6 protein-coding genes are annotated in these 19,201 nt (G+C 56.2%); 1 reads left to right on the forward strand and 5 read right to left on the reverse strand.

Going from position 1 to position 19,201, the window contains the following annotated elements; translation table 11 throughout:
• Positions 1 to 71: 71 nt before the first annotated feature.
• Genes ACXAH3_RS07625 through ACXAH3_RS07635 form a run of 3 tightly spaced genes read right to left on the reverse strand, consistent with a single transcriptional unit; the run spans position 72 to position 1,699 of the window.
• Positions 72 to 971, reverse strand: coding sequence for an HNH endonuclease (locus tag ACXAH3_RS07625; protein ID WP_170574531.1), 900 nt, complete (start codon positions 969 to 971; stop codon positions 72 to 74).
• Between the two features lie 4 nt (positions 972 to 975).
• On the reverse strand, positions 976 to 1,272 hold the full coding sequence (locus ACXAH3_RS07630; RefSeq protein ID WP_170574534.1) for a hypothetical protein: 297 nt from the start codon (positions 1,270 to 1,272) through the stop codon (positions 976 to 978).
• Positions 1,273 to 1,276: 4 nt separating this feature from the next.
• The gene (locus tag ACXAH3_RS07635) at positions 1,277 to 1,699 is read right to left on the reverse strand and encodes a helix-turn-helix domain-containing protein (RefSeq protein WP_058249360.1); all 423 of its coding nucleotides are present in this window, start codon (positions 1,697 to 1,699) and stop codon (positions 1,277 to 1,279) included.
• A 367-nt stretch (positions 1,700 to 2,066) separates the two neighbouring features.
• Here ACXAH3_RS07635 and ACXAH3_RS07640 point away from each other — a divergent pair, with 367 nt between their 5' ends.
• Complete coding sequence (locus ACXAH3_RS07640; RefSeq protein ID WP_474861476.1) at positions 2,067 to 3,161, forward strand: tyrosine-type recombinase/integrase; 1,095 nt, start codon at positions 2,067 to 2,069, stop codon at positions 3,159 to 3,161.
• 603 nt (positions 3,162 to 3,764) lie between these two features.
• Here the strand turns inward: ACXAH3_RS07640 and ACXAH3_RS07645 are convergent.
• A complete protein-coding gene (locus ACXAH3_RS07645) occupies positions 3,765 to 7,184 on the reverse strand; it encodes a TonB-dependent receptor (RefSeq protein ID WP_474861477.1) in 3,420 nt (1,139 codons plus the stop codon).
• 20 nt (positions 7,185 to 7,204) lie between these two features.
• The gene (locus tag ACXAH3_RS07650; RefSeq protein WP_474861478.1) at positions 7,205 to 18,796 is read right to left on the reverse strand and encodes a DUF7507 domain-containing protein; all 11,592 of its coding nucleotides are present in this window, start codon (positions 18,794 to 18,796) and stop codon (positions 7,205 to 7,207) included.
• Positions 18,797 to 19,201: the final 405 nt, after the last annotated feature.

Consider the following 19,201-nt stretch of genomic DNA (forward strand, 5'->3'; position numbering starts at 1 on the left):
AGCAATTATGAAAGGTAGGGCTCATTCCGGCCGTTAGCTGCGTTTTGCACCAAGGTCCGCACTGAGTATCGTTAATGCTTGAAACAGTTCTCTCTGTGCCAGGTTACAAACTCAGTCCTTGGCTGGTTGGCGAGGCGGTCCGGCACCAGGATCTTGCCGGACGAGTTAATCATCGACGTCACGGCTTCGATGTCGTTGCTCTGACGGGAAACCAGAATTGTCAGGTCGTCAGCCAACCCAACGAGGCCGCGATCAAACATCCAATGCGCAGTTCCGGACAGGGCGAGCCCGTTGCTAACGATGTCGGGGCCGTCATGCTCTACCGGTCTGATATGAGCGGCTTCCACCTCAGCGCGACCACCACCATTGATCAGACGCAAGCCAGTGATGGCGCAGCGTTCGCCATAGGCGCGCAGGACATTCTTTCTGAAATTGCGGTCGCGAACCGCGCGATTGGTCAGCTGGTTGACGCGTTCTCGAGCGGGCATGTGTTGGAAAAGTGTCTGCGCGTCATGAAACCCTGGCAACTGCATCGTGTCGCCTACGCGAGGCAGGATGTCCTCATCTCGCCCAAGACCACGTTCGACTATTCGGGCAAAGTCTTCAGCTGAAAGGGTTCTTACCGCCGCTTGCGCGCGTCCGGAGATCTTGCCTTGATCGTTCAGCAATCCTCTTTCGATGATTGAATTCTCGTCTCGGAATGAAACAGGGTCGCCGAAATCAAGATACGTTCCCGGCTCAATCACCGCCAAGAACATGTCCTGCTTCCTAGGATCCGGAATGATCTCCTGGACTTTGGCGACAGCAAAGTACCCTTTGGTCTCTTTGACCTTGCTTGGCTCCAGGTAGACGATCCAATCCCCTTCGCACTGTTGGGCACGCGAGAGGTATTGCTTGGGAAATTGATACCGCTCCGAGGGAATGTCGTCGTAGATCGAGTCGCTGCGATGGATGAAGATACCGAAGGCCATCGGATCACCCGCGTTGAAGGCGTTCCAGTTTTCGATCGGCTGCGCGGAGGGTCAATACCGCACCTGTCAAAAATGGAAGTGCAAAGCCAGCCGCAGCGATGGCAAAAATCATGATGGCCGCCAAAACCGAGTATTCGGCGGACTGTTGTGCCAATGACAATTGACCTAAGCCAATCAGGTAAAAGACACTGGTTCCCAGGAAGATCAGGTAAAGCGGGCCAAAGGGTTCGATCACCTCACGGCGGGTGCGCTCCAAGACTGAGTGTCGCAACATGTTCCAGCGTTTGCTTACCTTGTTCACCAGATTACTCCCTTACCAACTCGATCCATGTGTGCACGTCATCATCCGTCACTTCACGGCCTTCGACTTGCGATTGATACCAGCGCGCTACGATGGCCCCGCGCTTCTCGCTTTTGACTTTTATGCCCTCGTCGGTGAGGTGCTTATCCAGCGAGCTTTCGATGTGTTTGAGGGCCTCGAAATCATGCCCAGCCCGAATGGATTTGGTGCCGAGCAGTAGCCAAGCGACGTCAACATCGTAGCGGCTTTGCATCTTGACGAGGGCCTCGACCGGGACGCCGCGTTTGCCCTTTTCGTAGCTGTGATAGGCACGATGTGACACGCCAATAGCTTCAGCCATAGCGGCCTGCGAGACGCCTATCTCATTGCGACAGATCGCGAGGCGAGCGCCAATCTCTGCAAACAATTCAGCATCATCTCGCACCATGCAAGTTTCCCAATTGACGAGTGCGCAATTTTGTATAAACATAGCACAAAATGACGCATATTTACGGTTTGATCCATCTGACCACGTCAGAAGGTGCAGAACAAGCGATTCCATGCGCATCGCCGATTCAAATTAAGCGGACAAGGACGACTGAAATGGCCGAGACCAACTATTCAGAAAGCTCTCAGATCCTGGGGCTTGGGAAAACGCCCGCTCAATGGGTCGAAGTCATGGCCGGGATGGGGATCGATATTTCTGAACGCACTTTGCGCGAACGGGCCAATGAGACGGGCGCTTTTTATCGCCTTGGGCGGACCATGCTCATCACGCCCGCGCAGATTGATACGATTTTTGAAGGAGGCCAGTCATGCCGCTCCAAATTTACAAGAGGGGCCGTGTCTATTGGGCCAAGGGGTGGATCGAATACAACGGCAGGCCAATCGCCGGCCCATACCGGCGAAGCACTAAGGCATCTACAGAAGAGGGCGCACGGGACTGGATAAATCGCGAGACCGAGCTTCAGATACGCCGCCATGTCGTTGGCGATGAGCCGAGCAAGACGTTCTCGGACGCCATCATGCTCTACAATGCCTCTCCCAACACCGCGAAGCAGTTAATCCCGATTGTCGAGGAGATCGGTGACATGCCCTTGGGCGCGATCTCAGGTGCGCTTCTGAAGGGTCTTGGTCCAAAGCTGAAACCTAAGGCTTCGACCGATACTTGGTGGCGGGAGATTGTGACGCCAGCGAGTGCGGTCATCAACAACGCGCACGAGCTGGAAGGAACGCCGCTGATCCGGGTGAAGCCTTATGACAAGTTCGAACGGATTGCTCAGGATAAACGCCGAGGGAAGCTCAGCCGTGTTGAACGCAAACCTGCCGATAAGGAGTGGATCGAGGCCTTCTGCCGTGCGGCTGATCCATACAACGCTGCTTTGGTCCGGTTTATGTTCGAGACGGCGGCGCGGATCGATCAGGCTGTCTCGATTGAGCCTGACGATCTGCGCCCAGCCGAGAACAAGGTCAGGGTGAAGGCGCAAAAGGGCCACCCGGAAAGCTGGATCACGGTTTCGCCTCAGATGATGGACGAGTTGCTGGCCTTACCGCCCAAGCGGCCAAAGAACCGCAAGACCGGCAAGTTCATGAAGCCCCGCGTGTTCGGCTACGGCAGCTCTACCGGCTACAACACGCGCTGGAAGACGATCTGCAAGAGTGCAGGCATCCACTACCTCTCAGCGCACCCGGCAGGGCGGCACGGGTTCTTCACTGAATTGGTCGTGCGCCAAGGCGTCGATCCTGTCACCGCCGCCAAGGCTGGCCGCTGGTCTGACCCCAATTTGCCCATGCGCATCTACGCCCATGCGGAGACGGATGAGGCCGATGTCAGGGCCCGTTTTCGTACAAACCACGTACAGGCGGACACTGTACAAACTCCCAAGAGCAAGAAATCACAGAAGGAATAACGCTATGAACGGTTCCCTCCTAAGGGGCAGGTTGCAGGTTCGAATCCTGCCGGGGTCGCCAGAACTTCCTCAACCATTCAAGTTTTCTGTTTCATGCGGAGCTGGCACATTGTTCGTGGAATGTGAACAAAAAATCCGGAAGCTGCAAAGCGTCTGCGGATAGATTGGTAAAGAACATCCGCCGCGAAATCAGACAGACCTGCTCGGCCAAGAGTATCCGCGTTTTTTGGCAAGGTTTCGCGGAGGAAACGGGATCCCGGCTCTGTGCCGTCGGGAAGGTACCGCCGAGAGCAATTTCTATGGCCAGTCGAAGCAGGAAAACGCTGCCCACCTAGTGACACAGTGCATCAAACCACATTTTCAAAGGTTAATACGCTGCATTCAGATCCATGAGCATGAAGAGCCGCATACTTCTGAAAAGCTACAGCAGCCGGAGCGTCCACAAGAGCCTAAACAACATCACTCCTGCCGACATCCGCTTCGGCCAAGACTAAGCCGTTCTCAGTGAATGAAAAAATCAAGAATCAGACGATCCAACACCACTGCCGACAGCACCAGAAACAAACCCCGAAATCGGTCGCACAGAAAAGCTGAGGCAGCCTTCTAGAACTTGGCGATGAGATTAATGAACGCACCTTTGTCGTCGAATGTCATATCGGTCAGGTCATCGCTGAAGCTGCCAAAGTTATATCCGACACCAATCTTCGCGTTCTCACCCACATGCCGATAGACCGCGCCAAGGAAGCTGGATTCCGACAATCCGGCTTGTTTTGCTTCGAGGTGGCGGGCTTCGAACAACATATCCCAGTTATGGACCGCATGGTATCTGGCGTTCAGCACGGCCAGCCCAGCATCATTCTGTTGGAATGCCACGTCTTCGCTGGGCGATGACATGGATTTCCGCAGCCCCAGTTTCCCGCCAACAGTCCAGAATTGGTTCAGGTCATACTCGGCATCAAAAGACAGGATATGGCTTTCCTGACGTGTTCCGCGCTCTCCGGTATTGTCGACCACCTGACCAAGCGAGTCATGGAAATAGCGATACTGGAACAACAGGTTCAATCGGTCGTGCAGGACTGGACGATAGGCAAATCCCAACACAGCATCGGTGTAAACACCGTTATCCAAAGCGGGGTCGACGCTGTCTACGTTGCTGTGCTCAGCTGAAAAGACCACGCGGCGGCTGTCATCAAATTTGTATTGTCCGGAGGCAGCAATTCGCCAAGCGTCCGCATCCCGGATCGTACCCGAGGTGATACCGCGATCTCGGCGATACTCGACCGTTGCTGCGGCGGTCAAAGCGTTTCCGTCATCGTACCGAACACCCAACGAAAGCGCATTGCGCTCATAGTCACCGTTCACGTTGTCATCAATGCGGCCCATTTCGAACCCGGCCGAGAAGGTCAGGAACTCACCATGTGTATATTCAGCCCCATAAGCGCTGACCAATGACCGGTGCCGGCCAAAAATATCATAGGTGTTTTCGCCATAGATATTCACGGTATCGCTGACCTGGCGTTTTCCCCCCAATACGAAACGTCCATTGTCCGTTCCGGCAAGGTCAACGCCGGACAGCTCGCGCCCGGGTTCCAAGCGATAGCCAAAATAGGCGCTGTTATACCCGTCCGAGGAATAGTTGAACATTAGCTCTGCGCCGACCCCCAACGTACCGTCTGATACTTCGCCGGCAACCGTCCAATGGTCGGCAAAGCGATATTCTGCGCCAACGCCATAGCGATCATTGCGGCGCAATCCGCCTGTGCGCTCTAACGTTTGTTGTCCAAAGACATAAAGCCCAAGGTCTTCACTGTGTTGATAGCTCAAACGGATCGCGGCATCCGTACGTGATCCAGTTTCATCTGCATCGCCACCCGGCGTAGAGCGGTCCAAATGCTCGACCCCAAATTCAAGCGTGACTCTGTCGGTTGCTTTGAAGGTAAGTTCGGCTCCGATTTCGGTCAATTCACGGCCGGTACTGTCTTCGAAATCATCCGCATAAAACCGGAAGCCCAACCGCTCGGTTGGCTCCACTTCAAGCGTCAGGCCCCAAAGCTCTTCGTCATTGGCGACTTGATAGTCCAACGTCGAAAACCCTGCCGATCGCTTTTCATAATACCCCGTGACCCGTCCCGGCACAGCAATGCCAATATCCGAAAACTCGGCCTGTCCGCGGGCGCGCCATGCTTCACCAGTGCCATCGGTGACCCCTGCCGTGTCGTTTGTCGTGACGATCAGCCCGCCATCTGAGCTGATGGAACTGTCGAAACCCGGCCCCTCGGTTTCGGCGTATTCCAGTTCAACATAGCTTTCTTCAGCAACCTGCAGCCGCACATCCGCCCCGATCGCCGTTTGATCGGCAATATCGGTTTGTTCGACCATTCCAGTTGCACCGATCCGCAGACTGTCGCTAACCCATGTTTCAACGCGACCACCATAGGACAACCCGTCTAGATCGGTGGCGTTCGGCGTGTATTCGTATTGGACAGCCAGTCGAAGGACTTGTTCGCTGCTTGGGCCCGAGACCAGGTTGCCCGATCCCACAAACCCGCTGAGCGGAGAAGTTAGCGTGATGACACCTTGGCTATAGTCAATCTCGTAATCGACGCCATGTGCCAGTGCCGTGGTTGAAACAAGTCGCCCCGTGCGTTTGTCGCGAAGTTCAACCGAAATGGTCTCGGAGCCCAGCATCAGATCATCACGCGTCAGGAAATAGACGGACCCACCGGTTCCCTCGAAATACTCGCGACCTGGCAATCGGTCTGGGCTGGCTGCATAAGCCTCGGCCGACAGAACAGATTCACCGTGCGAGGTTTGCGCTTGCGACCGGAACAATGCTTGCGCCCCGTATAGGGTGCGTTCATTGCGCAAGTAGGTGCTGTTTTCGATTTGGCTTTTATAGTTGCCCCACAAGATGTGGCTGCCGTCTTTGGCAAACTTTAGATAGATTTTGCCATCCGATGGGGCGCCGTCAATCAACGTGCTGTCATCGCCGAACGTGGGATAGGCATCTTCCAAAACCATCCGCCGTAGCCGCGCCTGAGGGTCTTTTTCGTCAAGATCTTTGAACAGGTTCTTGAACTCGTCTTCGCCCGTGTCGATGCGGGCCGTGATGTCCCAGCCATTTGCGGTATTGCCAGTAACAAAGCCCGCGATGCGCCCATATCCATAGTCGCGTTCGAACGGGCCACCGGCGGCCTCTACGCCACCTTCAAATTTGCGTCCGAAGGTCAGGTCGACCGCCCCAGTACCGAACCATTCGGTGCGCGGGATCGAGATCTGGCGCTCGATATATCCCGGTGCAGCCCCGGCAACGCGCACGCCGACCGGGTGATCCCCCGGTGGCAAAATACGTTGCACGACGAACCGGCCTTCGGGATCGGCTTTGATCTTTTCACCCATCGTGTTGACGGTCGCGCCCGGAAGCGCGCTTGAGCCACTGACGGTTACCGCACCACCTCGCACCGGAATGCGCCGGCGCGAGGTCCGGTCCGCACCGGCCTCGGTTTCTTCAGTTTCGGCGTCAAACGCAGACAGCGGCGAAATCTCGATCGGGCTGGTTTCATCGTATCGGCCGAACTTGTCATAAACCCGGTGTACGATCGCCAGACTATCCCCTTCGGGCATGGTGAACGCGGCATCGCCATTGGCAGCAATCGGCACCACCAAAACTGTTCGCGCACCCCCCAAAGCACCGCGGTCTACAACACGAACCTGCGCGCTTGATACAAATGCCGGATAATTCAACTCGCTGCGCACCCGCACGGTTTCGCCGGGTTTCGGTTGGGCGTCATTCAACACCAACATCGTCAGACGCGGCTGCACCCCTAACCCGTCAAATTTAACCTGAATGTCGGCATCAGCCAGCGCTTGGTCGACTTTGCGGACCTCGGTTGTGATGGCCGGATCACCTGCGAATTGCTCGTCATCAATCGAGATGCTGAACCCATCTTGCGCATGGGCTGCACCTGACAGGGCCAGCACCGATGCGCTGCACACCAAAGTAAGCTTGTTCAACCGGTTCATCATCTTGTTCCTCTGGACGCTCATTGTTGGCGCACCACATTTGTGTCGACCTCAAGTCGATAATTTCCGTGCCAGTGACGCTTCAGCAGATCGCGAACAGAACGAAGGCGCGCGCGTGCCGTCGATGGCGCTTCGCCACGTCCAAGCACATAGGTCACATCGATCACGGTTTCTTTGGCTTTGATTTGGTTCACCAAAGCTTTAAGCGCCCGCTCAAGTTCCGCCTTCGGCATTGCGGAGCCAGCTGCAAATGCGCTGGCGCTTAGGTCAATGTCCACAACGCTGCCTATCGCTGCACCAAAGTTCAGTTTAGCAATCTTGCCCGGGGTCAGGCGGATAACGCGCGGATTTTCGGTTGTGACGCGGAACCCAGTCGGCAAGGTCCGGTCATCCAGCTTCAGTTGGAAATTGGACCCGATCGTGCGCGGCAATGCTGCACAAGGCACCGAGAAGCGGCCAAACTCATCCGTGGTGATGATCGTGCCATTCGGGGACACCAAACGCACATCAGGCAGGCCAGGCTCTTGGGTATTTGGCCGTTTAGGGTTAGGAGCCAGTTTGCCCTTCGATCCCGCATATCGCTGATCATCGAAGATCCGTTCGGCCAAATTACCCGGCCCGTCCTGATATCCGTTGCGGTTCTTGTCGTTAAACACTTTGCCAATCACATCCGAGCAATCAAAGACATGTTCCGGCCGGATTTCGATATCAGCAGTGGCGATATTCGACACCACGTTACCTGAGGCATCCTGCACCCATGTGCGGTTTGTCAGGGTCCCAAAATTACCGCGAGATGCGATGCGGGCAGCGAAAGTGATTTCCACCAGATCCGTCGGGGCAAGAGTTTCTCTCCAGATCAGCCTGCGTCCTGCAACGCGCGGTTCGATCGCGGCGCCGTTCAAGCGGGCCGTACCAGGTGTATACAGAACGCCCGGCGGCAATTCGTCGATCAACCGCGCATTGCTATAGGTGACACCCGAGACGTTTTCGAAGGTCAGCGCATAGTTCACAGTCTCGCCGAACACAGCCGTTTCACGGTCGACGGTTTTGGTCGCAATGATCGGCAAGGTGGATCCACAATTCTTCAGCGGAATGTTGTTGTTCAGCAAGATCGGATCGCCCGCTTCGATGTCGAAGACGAAATAGAATGTGTTCGCCGAAGCCGAGGGATCAACCAGCGCCGAGCCGTCCGCATTGACCGAAGATCCGATCAAAGCAGGGTTGTCCGGCAGAAGGCTGGTTGCATCCAATGTGCCCGCCGGGGTGCGCGCTGTCGAAGGCTTGCCCGATGATGGGTAAGTCACGCTCAGCGTATAGGTGCCAGGTGCCGTGACGTGGAACTGATAGAATCCAGTCGAGCCATCGCTATTGATGAAGATAGGCCCGCTGTTGCCGTTTCCGGTTTGGGTGAAGCCCCCCCCTGAGACACTGATCAGCCCGCCAGACAAGACACTGCCGTTTTCCTCGCAATAGAAGTATCCGGTCGGGTCAAAATCTTCGTAATCAGGGATGCCGTCGCCATCAACATCGCTTGGTGTAAGCGCGCCATCGGCGTCGGTGGGCGTCGTCAACTGAGTTGACGTCGCACTTGCGGTGTTTGGCGCAGTGGGGAAGCCATCGGCGGTCGAATACACGATGGTGATCGTGATGGTTCCGACCTCGCCGGGGTCAAGGGTGGGATCGCCGGTCAAAAGTGCGGTGTCTGCCACCCCATCATAGGTGCTGCTGGCGGCTCCGCTGGTGAAGCCTGTGGCGCTCACCAGAACCGGATAGTCAGGATGCAATGTTGCAGGCGATAGGAAGGCTGCCAGATCATCCGTGACCTGAATGCCCGACTGCGTGATGTTGCCCGTGTTGGTGACGGTAATGGTGAAGGTCGACTGTTCAACTGTGTGGAAAAGTCGCTCTGGCGCGCCAGCAGCTTTGGTCACGCCAAACTCGGGCGCTGCCGCAATTGGGGTCAAGGTCGGGTCGCTGTCCCCAACGCCATCATCATCGGATACATCTGCCACCGGCCCGCCAAGCGGCGTCGAGGCATTGGCCGTCACCGTGTTGATCACCCCGCCATTGTTGACATCATCCTGCGTCAACACATGGGTCAAGGTATAGGTGGCGATCTCTTGCGGGATAAGCGATCCCGCAGGTGACGGAGGAGTTCCGTCATTGCTGACAAAACTGGGCGATGGGCTTCGCGGATCGCTGCCGTCAAGTGCCGTCAACTGATCGGTCAAAGCAATCCCGCTTAGGGTCACGTTGCCGGTGTTCTGCACGGTGATTTCATAGACGACGTTTTCGCCAGCGCGCGTTCCGGCTGACACTTCACGCTTGATCACAACCATCCCCGGTGCTGGCGGGATTGCCAGTTCGGTTGGGTCATTGGAGTTGTTGCCATCCAGCGGATCATCATCCGCTGAAACATCGCTGATCGGGGTGTTATCTGGCGACAGGCCATTCACAATTGCACTGTTGCGCAGACCGCCCGCGTCTACATCGTCTTGTGTCAGCGTGTGGGTCACGCGCCAGACCGCGTCCTGTGTCGGAGACAGCGGAACAGGCACATTCATCGGTACAGCCGTTGCGGCAACGGTTGAACCATCGAACCGCGACAAGTTGTCGGTTACAGACAGGTTGGTCAGATCTTGGTTGCCTGTGTTTGTCGCCGTGATTTCAAATACAACCTGGTCACCTGCCACTGACCCGGCGGTCAGAATGCTTTTGACTACCGTCAACTGCGGGTCTGTGACGACATTAAAGATGGTCGGATCATTGGTTGTGTTACCGTCACTGTCATCACCATCATCTGATACATCTGTGGCTGACCCGCTGCCTGCAGGGCCATCAGCAGTAACGGTGACTTGGTTGCTTAGACCAGCGTGGTTCAGGTCGATCTGGCGTAAAGTGACCGAGGCCGAATAGATCCATGTTTCGCCCACATCCAGCTCGCCGTCGCCATCGGTGTCGCTTGCCGGATCCAGCGCAAATGGCGCGTCCAGTTCTGCAGCAGCACCCAGAAGGGTTTGCATCTGATCGACAACATTCACATTCACCAATGTCACGTTGCCGGTATTGGCAACAGACAGGCTGTAATCCACAACACCGCCTGGCACCGACGGACCACCCAGAACCACCTTTGTCACTTCAAGCGCGGGGTTTCGGGCCGGGCCGGGCGTAGTCAGGCTGTCTGCTGCCCCAACCGGAGTCGAGAACGGATCGGTGGCCGAAGCCGTGGCGTTGTTTGTGATCTCGCCATCGTCAACCATGTCTTGAGTTACAGTGATGTCAAAGTTGCACCCGCCCGTGGTTACACCCGGAGCGATGGATGGAATCGTACACACATCTCCACCACCCATCGGGTCGTTCACCACGACATTCGACAAGGTTGTGTTGCCCGTGTTCTCGACTTCGAACGAATAGGTCAGCGTTGTGCCCACTGGGCCAAATGGCGACGGTGTCGCTGTTTTGGTCAGCTCCATACTGGGGTCCGAGGCAGGCATTGGCACGTCAAGCGTCGCGAAATCAGTCACAGATCCGCCCTGCGGATCGGTGCTGGCAACGTCTGCACGGTTGGACAGGATACCTGCATCCACGTCATCTTGCGTGACGGTGTAATCCCCGTCGCACTCCAGCGTATCGCCGCGATCAAGCTGGGCAATGCTACAGCTGAAGCCGGGCAGCAAGGGATCGGTGATATTCACATTGAACAGCGTCTGGTTGCCAGTGTTTTCGGCAATCAGCGTATAGGTCAACACTTGGTCCACCGCAGTAACCGGCAGGGTTGCAACCGATTTGGTCAGCTCGATCGCCGGGGTGCGGTCGGCATCGGTCGTTACGTTATCAGGCGGGCTGACAACAGGAGTATCATCAACGCCATAGACGGTTTCGGCATAGGCTTCGTTGAAAACAAACCCTCGGTCCAGATCATCTTGGGTGACGACATAATCGCCCCCACAAATGGCCTGCTCGCCTGCACGGAAGTCATTGTCGATGGGGGGATCCGAGGCCCAACACGTGATCGAGGGCAGCAGGCTGTCTTCCACCGTGATCGGATCAATCAACGTGCGCGTGCCGCTGTTGGTCACGATGAATTCATAGCTGATGATGTCGCCCACTTCGTCGAAGTCGGCGCCCGAGGCAAGCACTTTGTCAATCGTCAAAGCCGCAACGCCTTGATCCGGAATGGTTTCCGAAGTTTGCGGGGACGTCGTGGTGGACGAGCTGCCAGCAGCTAGGTTCGTCACAGAACCAATATCCACATTGGTGGCCGTCACCGTATATGTGCCAGTACAGACAAGCTCTTCCCCCGGTGCCAGCTCATCGCCCGGAGGCGTTGGGCACGAGATATTTCCGGCCGAGATCAGGTTATCGGTGATGGTAAACGGCCCAACCTGTGTCGTGTTTCCTTCGTTGGTCAAAGTATAGGTATAATTCGCAATTGCACCGGTGAAGAAATCCTGCGCGGGCATTGGATCAGCCACTTTTACCAGCGACAATTCGTCATTCTGCACCGCGTTCACCGTCACGCTGTCAGAAGGTGAGGTCGTCGCCCCACTGGATGCGGTTGCAGTGTTGGTGAAGGATCCGTTGTCAATGTCGTCCTGCGTTACGGAATAGCTGCCGCTACAGGCCAAGGTCGCTCCGGGGGCAAGCCCGCCCGCTGGCATCGGATCACAGGTGACGCTTCCGCCCTGCGCTTCGATCAATGGATCGCTGACAGCGATCGCATCCGTCAACGTGACGTTCCCGTCATTGGTGACGGTAAAGTCAAACGTAATGACCTGATCCACGGTGTCATATGATGTCGGCGATGTTGGGGCCAGTTCCTTGTCGATCAACAAAGCGGGCGCGGCGGTTACCGGCACTTCGGTCGGATCGTCGGTGGTGTTGCCGTCTCCATCATCGCCATCATCGGTCACATCTGTGATGGTGCCTCCGCTGGGCGGAGTGCCGGTGACAATTGCGCTGTTACGCACGCCGCCTGCATCAATATCAGCTTGGACCAGCGTATAGCGCACTTCATAGGTCGCAGCTTCGTTGGGAAGCAACGTGCCAGCACCCGAACCAAGCGTTGAACCTGTGAAGATCGCGGCTGACGGGGTCAGCGGTGTTCCGTCCCAACGGGTCAGCGTATCCGACTGGACCCCAGCGCCAGTCAAAGTCACGTTGCCGGTGTTGGTCACGGTGATTTCAAACACCAGCTCGCTGTCGACTTCTCCGACACCTGCAATCAGCGTTTTCTCGCCCTCAATGCCAGGAGTAGACGGGATGGCCAGAACGGTTGGATTGTCTGCCCCGTTTGCAGGGTTGCCGTCATCCGAAGCATCGGAAACGGGCGCGTTGCTGGGCGACAGGGCTTGTGCAGTGGCCTGGTTGCTGACGCCGCCAGCGTCAATGTCGTCTTGAGTCAGCGTATGGGTGAAGGAATATGTCCATTCCTCGTCCACTTCCATCACGCCACCGACACCTGCATCGCCACTGACATATTGCGGCGGGGCAGCGGGTGTGATGGTGGATCCATCCAGCCGCTGGAATGTATCGCTCAGCGTGACCGTATTCAGGTTCTGGTTGCCAGTATTGGTGACGGTGATGGTGAAGTTCAGCACCTCGCCCGCAACCGGCGGTGAGGACAAGCCACCGGTGGCCAATGTCTTAAGGACAGTCAGTTCCGGCGCCGCAGGTTCCACGCTGACCGACACATTGTCACTGTCCGTTATATCCGGCAGCCCATTCGGCGGAGTGGCTGTGACGGTCGCCACGTTGTCCAAGGACACCTGTTGGTCGATATCGTCTTGCGTCACGGTATAGGACGCCGTGAAGGTCACGCTGTCGCCAGGTGCAAGTGTATCCCAGACACCATTTGTGGCGGCATCGCTACTGTCATTTGCAGGGGCCGCATCGGTATCAATGACCTCGTCCCCGACGGTCAAGGCAACCGTGCCCGCAGCACTGGTATGCTGGTCGTCCACGCTAACATTTGTCAGGGTGACATTGCCGTCATTGGTCACGGTATAGGTGTAGTCGATCACATCATCGACTGCGGCACCGGTAGTGATCGAAGCATCTTTGACGATCTGAACCGAAGGAGTTTGCACAACAGGCAAGGTCACGGTGTCGGTTTCGGGGCCTTGCGTCGCGGGCAAAGGCACCTCGGTCGACGAAACACGGGCAATGTTGGTCAGGCTTCCGCTGTCAAAGTCGTCTTGCGTTACTACATAGGACGCTGTGCAGGTGAGGGTATCACCCAATCCCAGCTCACCGCCCGGAATTGGAGGGCAAGATACGCTGGCGATTTTGTTGTCTGTCACATCCGGCAAAGCGGTCAACGTGATGTTGCCTGTGTTAGTCACCAGATAGCTGTAGTTGATGGTTTGTCCAACCGACGTCACCTCGGTCACATCTGCGGATTTATCAAGCGAGAATGCCGGAGCGTGATCGGGGCCACGGACGAAGATGTCATCATCATCGCTGACAGGTGTCGCCGATGGGGTGGCATCGGTTGCCGTGGCGCGCGCGATGTTGGTAAACCCGCCAAAAGTCGGAGCGGCACCATTCACCGCATCAACATCATCCTGAGTGACCGTATATGTGAATGTGCACAAAGACAGTTCCTGCCCGACGTTCAAAGTGCCGATATTGCAAGATGCTGGTGTGACCGGAAGGTCATCAGTGATAACCACGTTCTCAAGCGTGACATCGCCAGTGTTGCGCGCCAGAACCGAGAATGTGACCGTGTCGCCTTCTGCCGTAAAGACCGGCGTGCCAGGAGCAACGGCTGGAGTAATGGTCTTTTCAATCTCAAGACCTGGTGTGGGCGCAGCAAGCGTGACAACAGCGTCATCCGTCAGTGAAATAGTCGTGCCACTTGGATCAACACCTTGGACCGATCCCACATTCACAAGGCTTTGTGCGTCGAAATCGGTCTGAGTTACCGTATAATTGCCAATACAAACGATCGATTCCGTTGGGGCAAGGGAAACAGGCCCAGATACAGGATTGCCTTCATGCAGACAGGTTAGATCTGGCAAATCTGGGTCCAGAACCTCGGTATTGCTGATGGTCTGGTTGCCGTCATTTGTTGCTGTCAGCGTAAACTCAATCACATCGCCTTCAGAAGCGGGCGACGGGCCATCGGTGATAATTTTGCTAAAGTCCAACGAGGGATCAACGACGGCATTGACGGTTTTGTCGTCATCGTTCGACAGTACTGTGGTTTCGAACAAAGTGCCGGGTGCAAAGATCGTAGACGCGTGGGCCGTGTTGGTCACAAAACCTGCGTCGATATCTTCCTGTGTCACCAGATAATCTGCGGTACAGGTGGTTGTTGCGCCGACGCCAAAATTTCCGTCTTCCGACGCATCGTGGCACAGTATGTCATTCGTGAATTTATCATCCGTGATCGAGATATCTTCAGACAACGCTACGGACGAGTTGTTGGTGATGGTATAGGAATACGTCACCACATCATCTACCGCTGCATAGGTCACGTCTGTTGGAACGCTGTCTTTGACCAACTCCAACGAAGGCGTAGCGGATACCGGATAGATGGCATCATCCTCGGCCGAGGTGACAGTGTTGCCGTCATAGGTGCCCGATGCAGTCGCGATGTTTGTTACAGACCCGAACGGGATATCGCTTGAAGTCAACGTATATGCACCGGTGCAGGTTGTGTCATCGCCGGGGGCAAGTTCGTTTGGAACCAGCGGTGGACAGGCAATTCCGACAGCCCTGTCGTCATCAATCGTAATCGGCCCATCGATGGTGACGTTTCCTGTGTTAGTCACAAGAAACTCGTAAGTCAGCACGGTGCCTTCGTCGAACGTATCCGGAACAGCCATCAACAGCGACTTTTCCAGCGTCAATTCGGGATTGGTTGCGGCATTCACGGTGACGGTGTCCGTGGGGGACACGACCGGCGTTCCGTCTTGAACCGTTTTACCGGATGCGATGTTGGTGACAGAGCCGTTGTCCAAATCTTCCTGTTCAGCGGTCCAGATGTGGGTACATGTTACCTGATCACCGGGTGCAAGCGGACCAGCGCCACAGGTCAGATCATTGCCGATTTGGTCGTCATCCACCAAAAACGGACCATCCAGCGTGATGTTGCCGTCATTGGTGATGGTGAACTCGAATGAAACCTCGTCCCCGACTGCCGCATAGGTTAGGGCCGAACCGGTTGCCAGCGCCTTTTCGAACGCCAGCGAAGGATCTTCGTCAGCAGGCACAGTGACGCCGGACGGGCCGTCTGTCGCCGTAACTTGCGTGGGATCGCCGGGGTTCTGAGGAACTACGGGTTGAGTAACACTTGCGGTGGCTGAATTCACCACCTCGCCATTGTCCAGATCGCCTTGACCAATTTCATAGCTGCCTGTGCAGGTGATGCTGGCGGTCGGCAAAATCGGACCGGCCGGACAGGTGACAGGACCAGTGCCCTGCCCTGCGATCAACGGGTCATTGATTGTAACCGGAGCCGTAATCGTGACGTTGCCAGTGTTGGTGACAAGGAATTCATAGTTCAGAACTTGTCCGACCGCATCAAACGGGTTGGGGCTTCCTGCCGCGAGCGACTTCGCCATCGTAATGGTGGGTGCGGCTACGATATTTACCTGAGTTGGATCGTCAGTGGTGTTGCCGTCACCATCATCCCCATCGTCCGAAGTATCAGACACCGTTCCGCCGCTAGGCTCATCCGCCGTGGCAGTGACCGTGTTCTCAACCCCACCTGCGTTGATATCATCTTGGGTCAGCGTATAGGTCGCCTGATACTCCCACGTCTCGCCGATATCGAGCGTGCCAATTGTGCCAGCGTCCCCCGAGTTTGGCGTCGCCGGAACGCTGAGCGTCAGAGGGGTGCCGTCGCGGCGCGTGAACGTATCGTTCAGCGAAACATTTGTAAGGATTGTATTGCCCGTATTGGCGACGCGGATCACAAATGTGACCTGATTTCCTTCAACAACCGGAGAGCTGAAGCCTGACGTGTCTGCCGTCTTCTCGGTATTCAGGCTCGGTGCGGCGGTATATCCGGTTGTGGCTGTGCTTGGTGTAACGGCGGGCAGGCTACCGGATGCCGGTGTTGCGGTGCCGGTTGCGCTGTTGGCAATGGCGGTGGATGTATCCGCAGCCGAGGTCAGCGCAGCAACATCCGCTGGCACCAATGTATATGTCGCAGTGAATGTTGCAGTTGCGCCCGGTGAAAGCGTGGTGCTGTCTGTCGTGGTCCAAACCAGATCGGCACCTGCATGGGAATTGCCGTCAAATGTTGGGCCAGTATCCACAGGGGCAACGCTTGAAAGATCGACATTGCCCGTGTTTTCCAAAATGACTTCATAATCGATTGTATCGCCCGCGACTGGCGGGTTGGATAGGTTTGTGGCCGCAACTGACTTTGCGACGGTCAGCTCTGGCGCAGGGGTGTAACCTGTGGTGGCGCTGTCCGGTGTGGGCGGTGGCAGCACACCCGAAGATGGCGTACCTGTCGCGGTCGCCGTGTTGGCCACGGCGTTGGTTGGATCACTGGCAGCGGTCAAAGCATCTACATCTGCTGCGACCAGAATATAGGTCGCGGTAAATGTCTCTTCCTCGCCGGGGGCGATGGTTCCGTCACCGGTGGTTTGCCAGAACAGGTCGGCCCCCGCATGCGGGTTGCCATCAAAGGTTGGACCGGGATCAACCGGTGTCAGCCCCGAAATCTCGGTGTTGCCGGTGTTGCGGATCACCAGCTCGTATTCAATGGTGTCGTTGACTGCGGGCGGGTCCGAGAAGTTAGTGGCCGCGACTGTTTTCTCGACCTCCATCGATGGTGTCGCAGCATAGCCTGTGGTCGCTGTGCTTGGTGTCACAGGGGCAAGAGTGCCCGCGGCAGGCGTGCCTGTAGCCGACGCGCTGTTTTCGATTGCGTTTGATGTATTGCTGGCGGCTGCAAGAGCCAGCACATCATCAAGAACAAGGGTGTATGTCGCGGTAAAGGTCGCGCTTTCACCAGGGGACAACGTGGTTGGATCAGCAGTCGTCCACACCAGATCAGCCCCCGCATGCGGATTCCCGTCAAATGTCGGACCGGTATCAATCGGGGCTACACCCGAAATGTCTGTGTTGCCGATGTTCTCAATCTCGACTTCATAATCAATCGTGTCGCCGGGAATGGGCGGCGTCGACAAGTTTGTGGCCGCAACCGTTTTCGTCGGTGTCAAAGCAGGCGCGGGGCTATAGCCTGTGGTTGCTGGGCTAGGGGTGACAGGTGGCAAAGTACCGCCAGCCGGGGTGCCGGTGGCGGTCGCGCTGTTGGCGATTGCGTTTGTTGGATCTGACGATGCGGTTAAGGCATCAACATCCGCTGCAACCAACGTATAAGTCGCGGTAAAGGTGGCGGTATCACCCGGATCAAGTGTGGTGCTGTCCGACGTTGCCCAGACCAAATCAGTGCCTGCATGCGGGTTGCCGTCGAATGTCGGGCCTGCATCGACCGGTGCGGCACCCGTAATCTGGTTATTTCCGGTATTCTCGACAACAACCTGATAATTGATCGTGTCGCCCACAGCGGGCGGGTTGGACAGGTTGGTGGCCAGAACGGATTTCGTCGCCTCCAGCTCGGGTGCAGGCACAAACGTGTTGACGTAGGTACAGGTCACGCGCTCGGCATCGGCAAGGTCCAAGCCGTCATTCGGATTGCCATCCGCCGCGCCAACGCAGCTGAGCGACAGGTCATAATCTGATGGCCCTGTTTCATCCAAAGTGAATGTGCCCGGGGGCAGGGGAACATCCGTCACGGCCGCAGAGCCTGACACACCTCCACCAGAAACGCTTCCGCCATTGTCATAGGTCAGCGTAAAGTCACCCACTGCAGCAGAGCCACCGCCCGTGTTGTCCACTGTTTTTTGCAATGTCAGCTCAGGAGCGATATCGGCAATCAGCGGCGCGATCTCGAAAAACATCCGCGCGTTTCGTGCACCTTCAACGTCATCCATTAGGATTTTGAACGTGGTGGTGGGTGTGTCCAAAACGAAATTGGCGCTGTCATCGACAGGGTTGTTGCCGCTGGCTCGGGCCAAGAAGTTTCCGACACCGCCAGCTGCAACCAAGCGCGCGCGTTGGTCTTGTGAAGCTGCCAGCCATGGGGGGCGCGTTCCTGTCAGCGGATACACCCCCAACTGAGGCGATGTCCAAGTACCCGGCACGTTCGCTGCAAATGAATCCCGAGGCGAGATCCCGTCCATATCGTCGATGTCGACAAACCCAAGCGATCCCAAAAGGAAGCCATTGGTCGTGATCGTCATTTCAATCGAGCGGTTACAAATGGGGTTGCTCTGCGTTGCGAACAAGGTGACACGGCCTGCCCCGTTTACACTGAAACAGGCGGTGTTTTGCGGTTCGCCCGTGACGGTGACGGTGTTGCCGTTACCGTCTGACAGGACCAATGTATAGGGGTTGGGGACGGAATCGACCAGAAACTCCGCAGCCATCAAGGTCTGAGCGGCGCCAGTTACCAGAACGCCCGCCATCAGCAAGGTTTTGGTTGCAAACCGCCGGAAACGATTAAGAACGCACGGCGCTGCAATCGACAGTTTTGCAATGGTCAGCACCAGCAAAAGCGTTACAAGAACCACAACTGTCATATCCATCGCAGACACCTAAACACACCAATTTATTGAGAGAGCGCACGTTTTTTCAAACGATCACTGCTGCTAACCTGCCACTCAACTCATAGTTTTTTTTGGGGATTGACGCACATCCGCGTGAGCTCGTCAATTAATTAAACGCTTGAAATGCAAATGCCATCTGCTCTGTGGACTACCTTCAACACCATCTGAGCTAAAATGTCTTGGGGCTAGGCAAGGTGACGGTTCACCCTGTGATCCTGATCTTTTTGCACCGCTGAATGCTTCTTACGCTCAAATCGGCGGGGAACTAAAAACCACCGATTAACATCCTGCCCAGATTCTCAATGAGCTCAATTTACCAACTGAACATCTGAAGCGGCTGGCCAAAGTGCCAGACCAAATCAAAGGCAGCATCCAGCCGTGGCT

It is taken from the genome of Aliiroseovarius sp. ABM4_368 (assembly GCF_056161205.1).

What these genes read in the sequence shown, in the direction of transcription:
- ACXAH3_RS07625 (WP_170574531.1), bottom strand. Translation starts at nt 971, where the DNA reads ATGGCCTTCGGTATCTTCATCCATCGCAGCGACTCGATCTACGACGAC.
- ACXAH3_RS07650 (WP_474861478.1), bottom strand. Translation starts at nt 18,796, where the DNA reads ATGGATATGACAGTTGTGGTTCTTGTAACGCTTTTGCTGGTGCTGACC.
- ACXAH3_RS07635 (WP_058249360.1), bottom strand. Translation starts at nt 1,699, where the DNA reads ATGGTGCGAGATGATGCTGAATTGTTTGCAGAGATTGGCGCTCGCCTC.
- ACXAH3_RS07645 (WP_474861477.1), bottom strand. Translation starts at nt 7,184, where the DNA reads ATGAACCGGTTGAACAAGCTTACTTTGGTGTGCAGCGCATCGGTGCTG.
- ACXAH3_RS07640 (WP_474861476.1), top strand. Translation starts at nt 2,067, where the DNA reads ATGCCGCTCCAAATTTACAAGAGGGGCCGTGTCTATTGGGCCAAGGGG.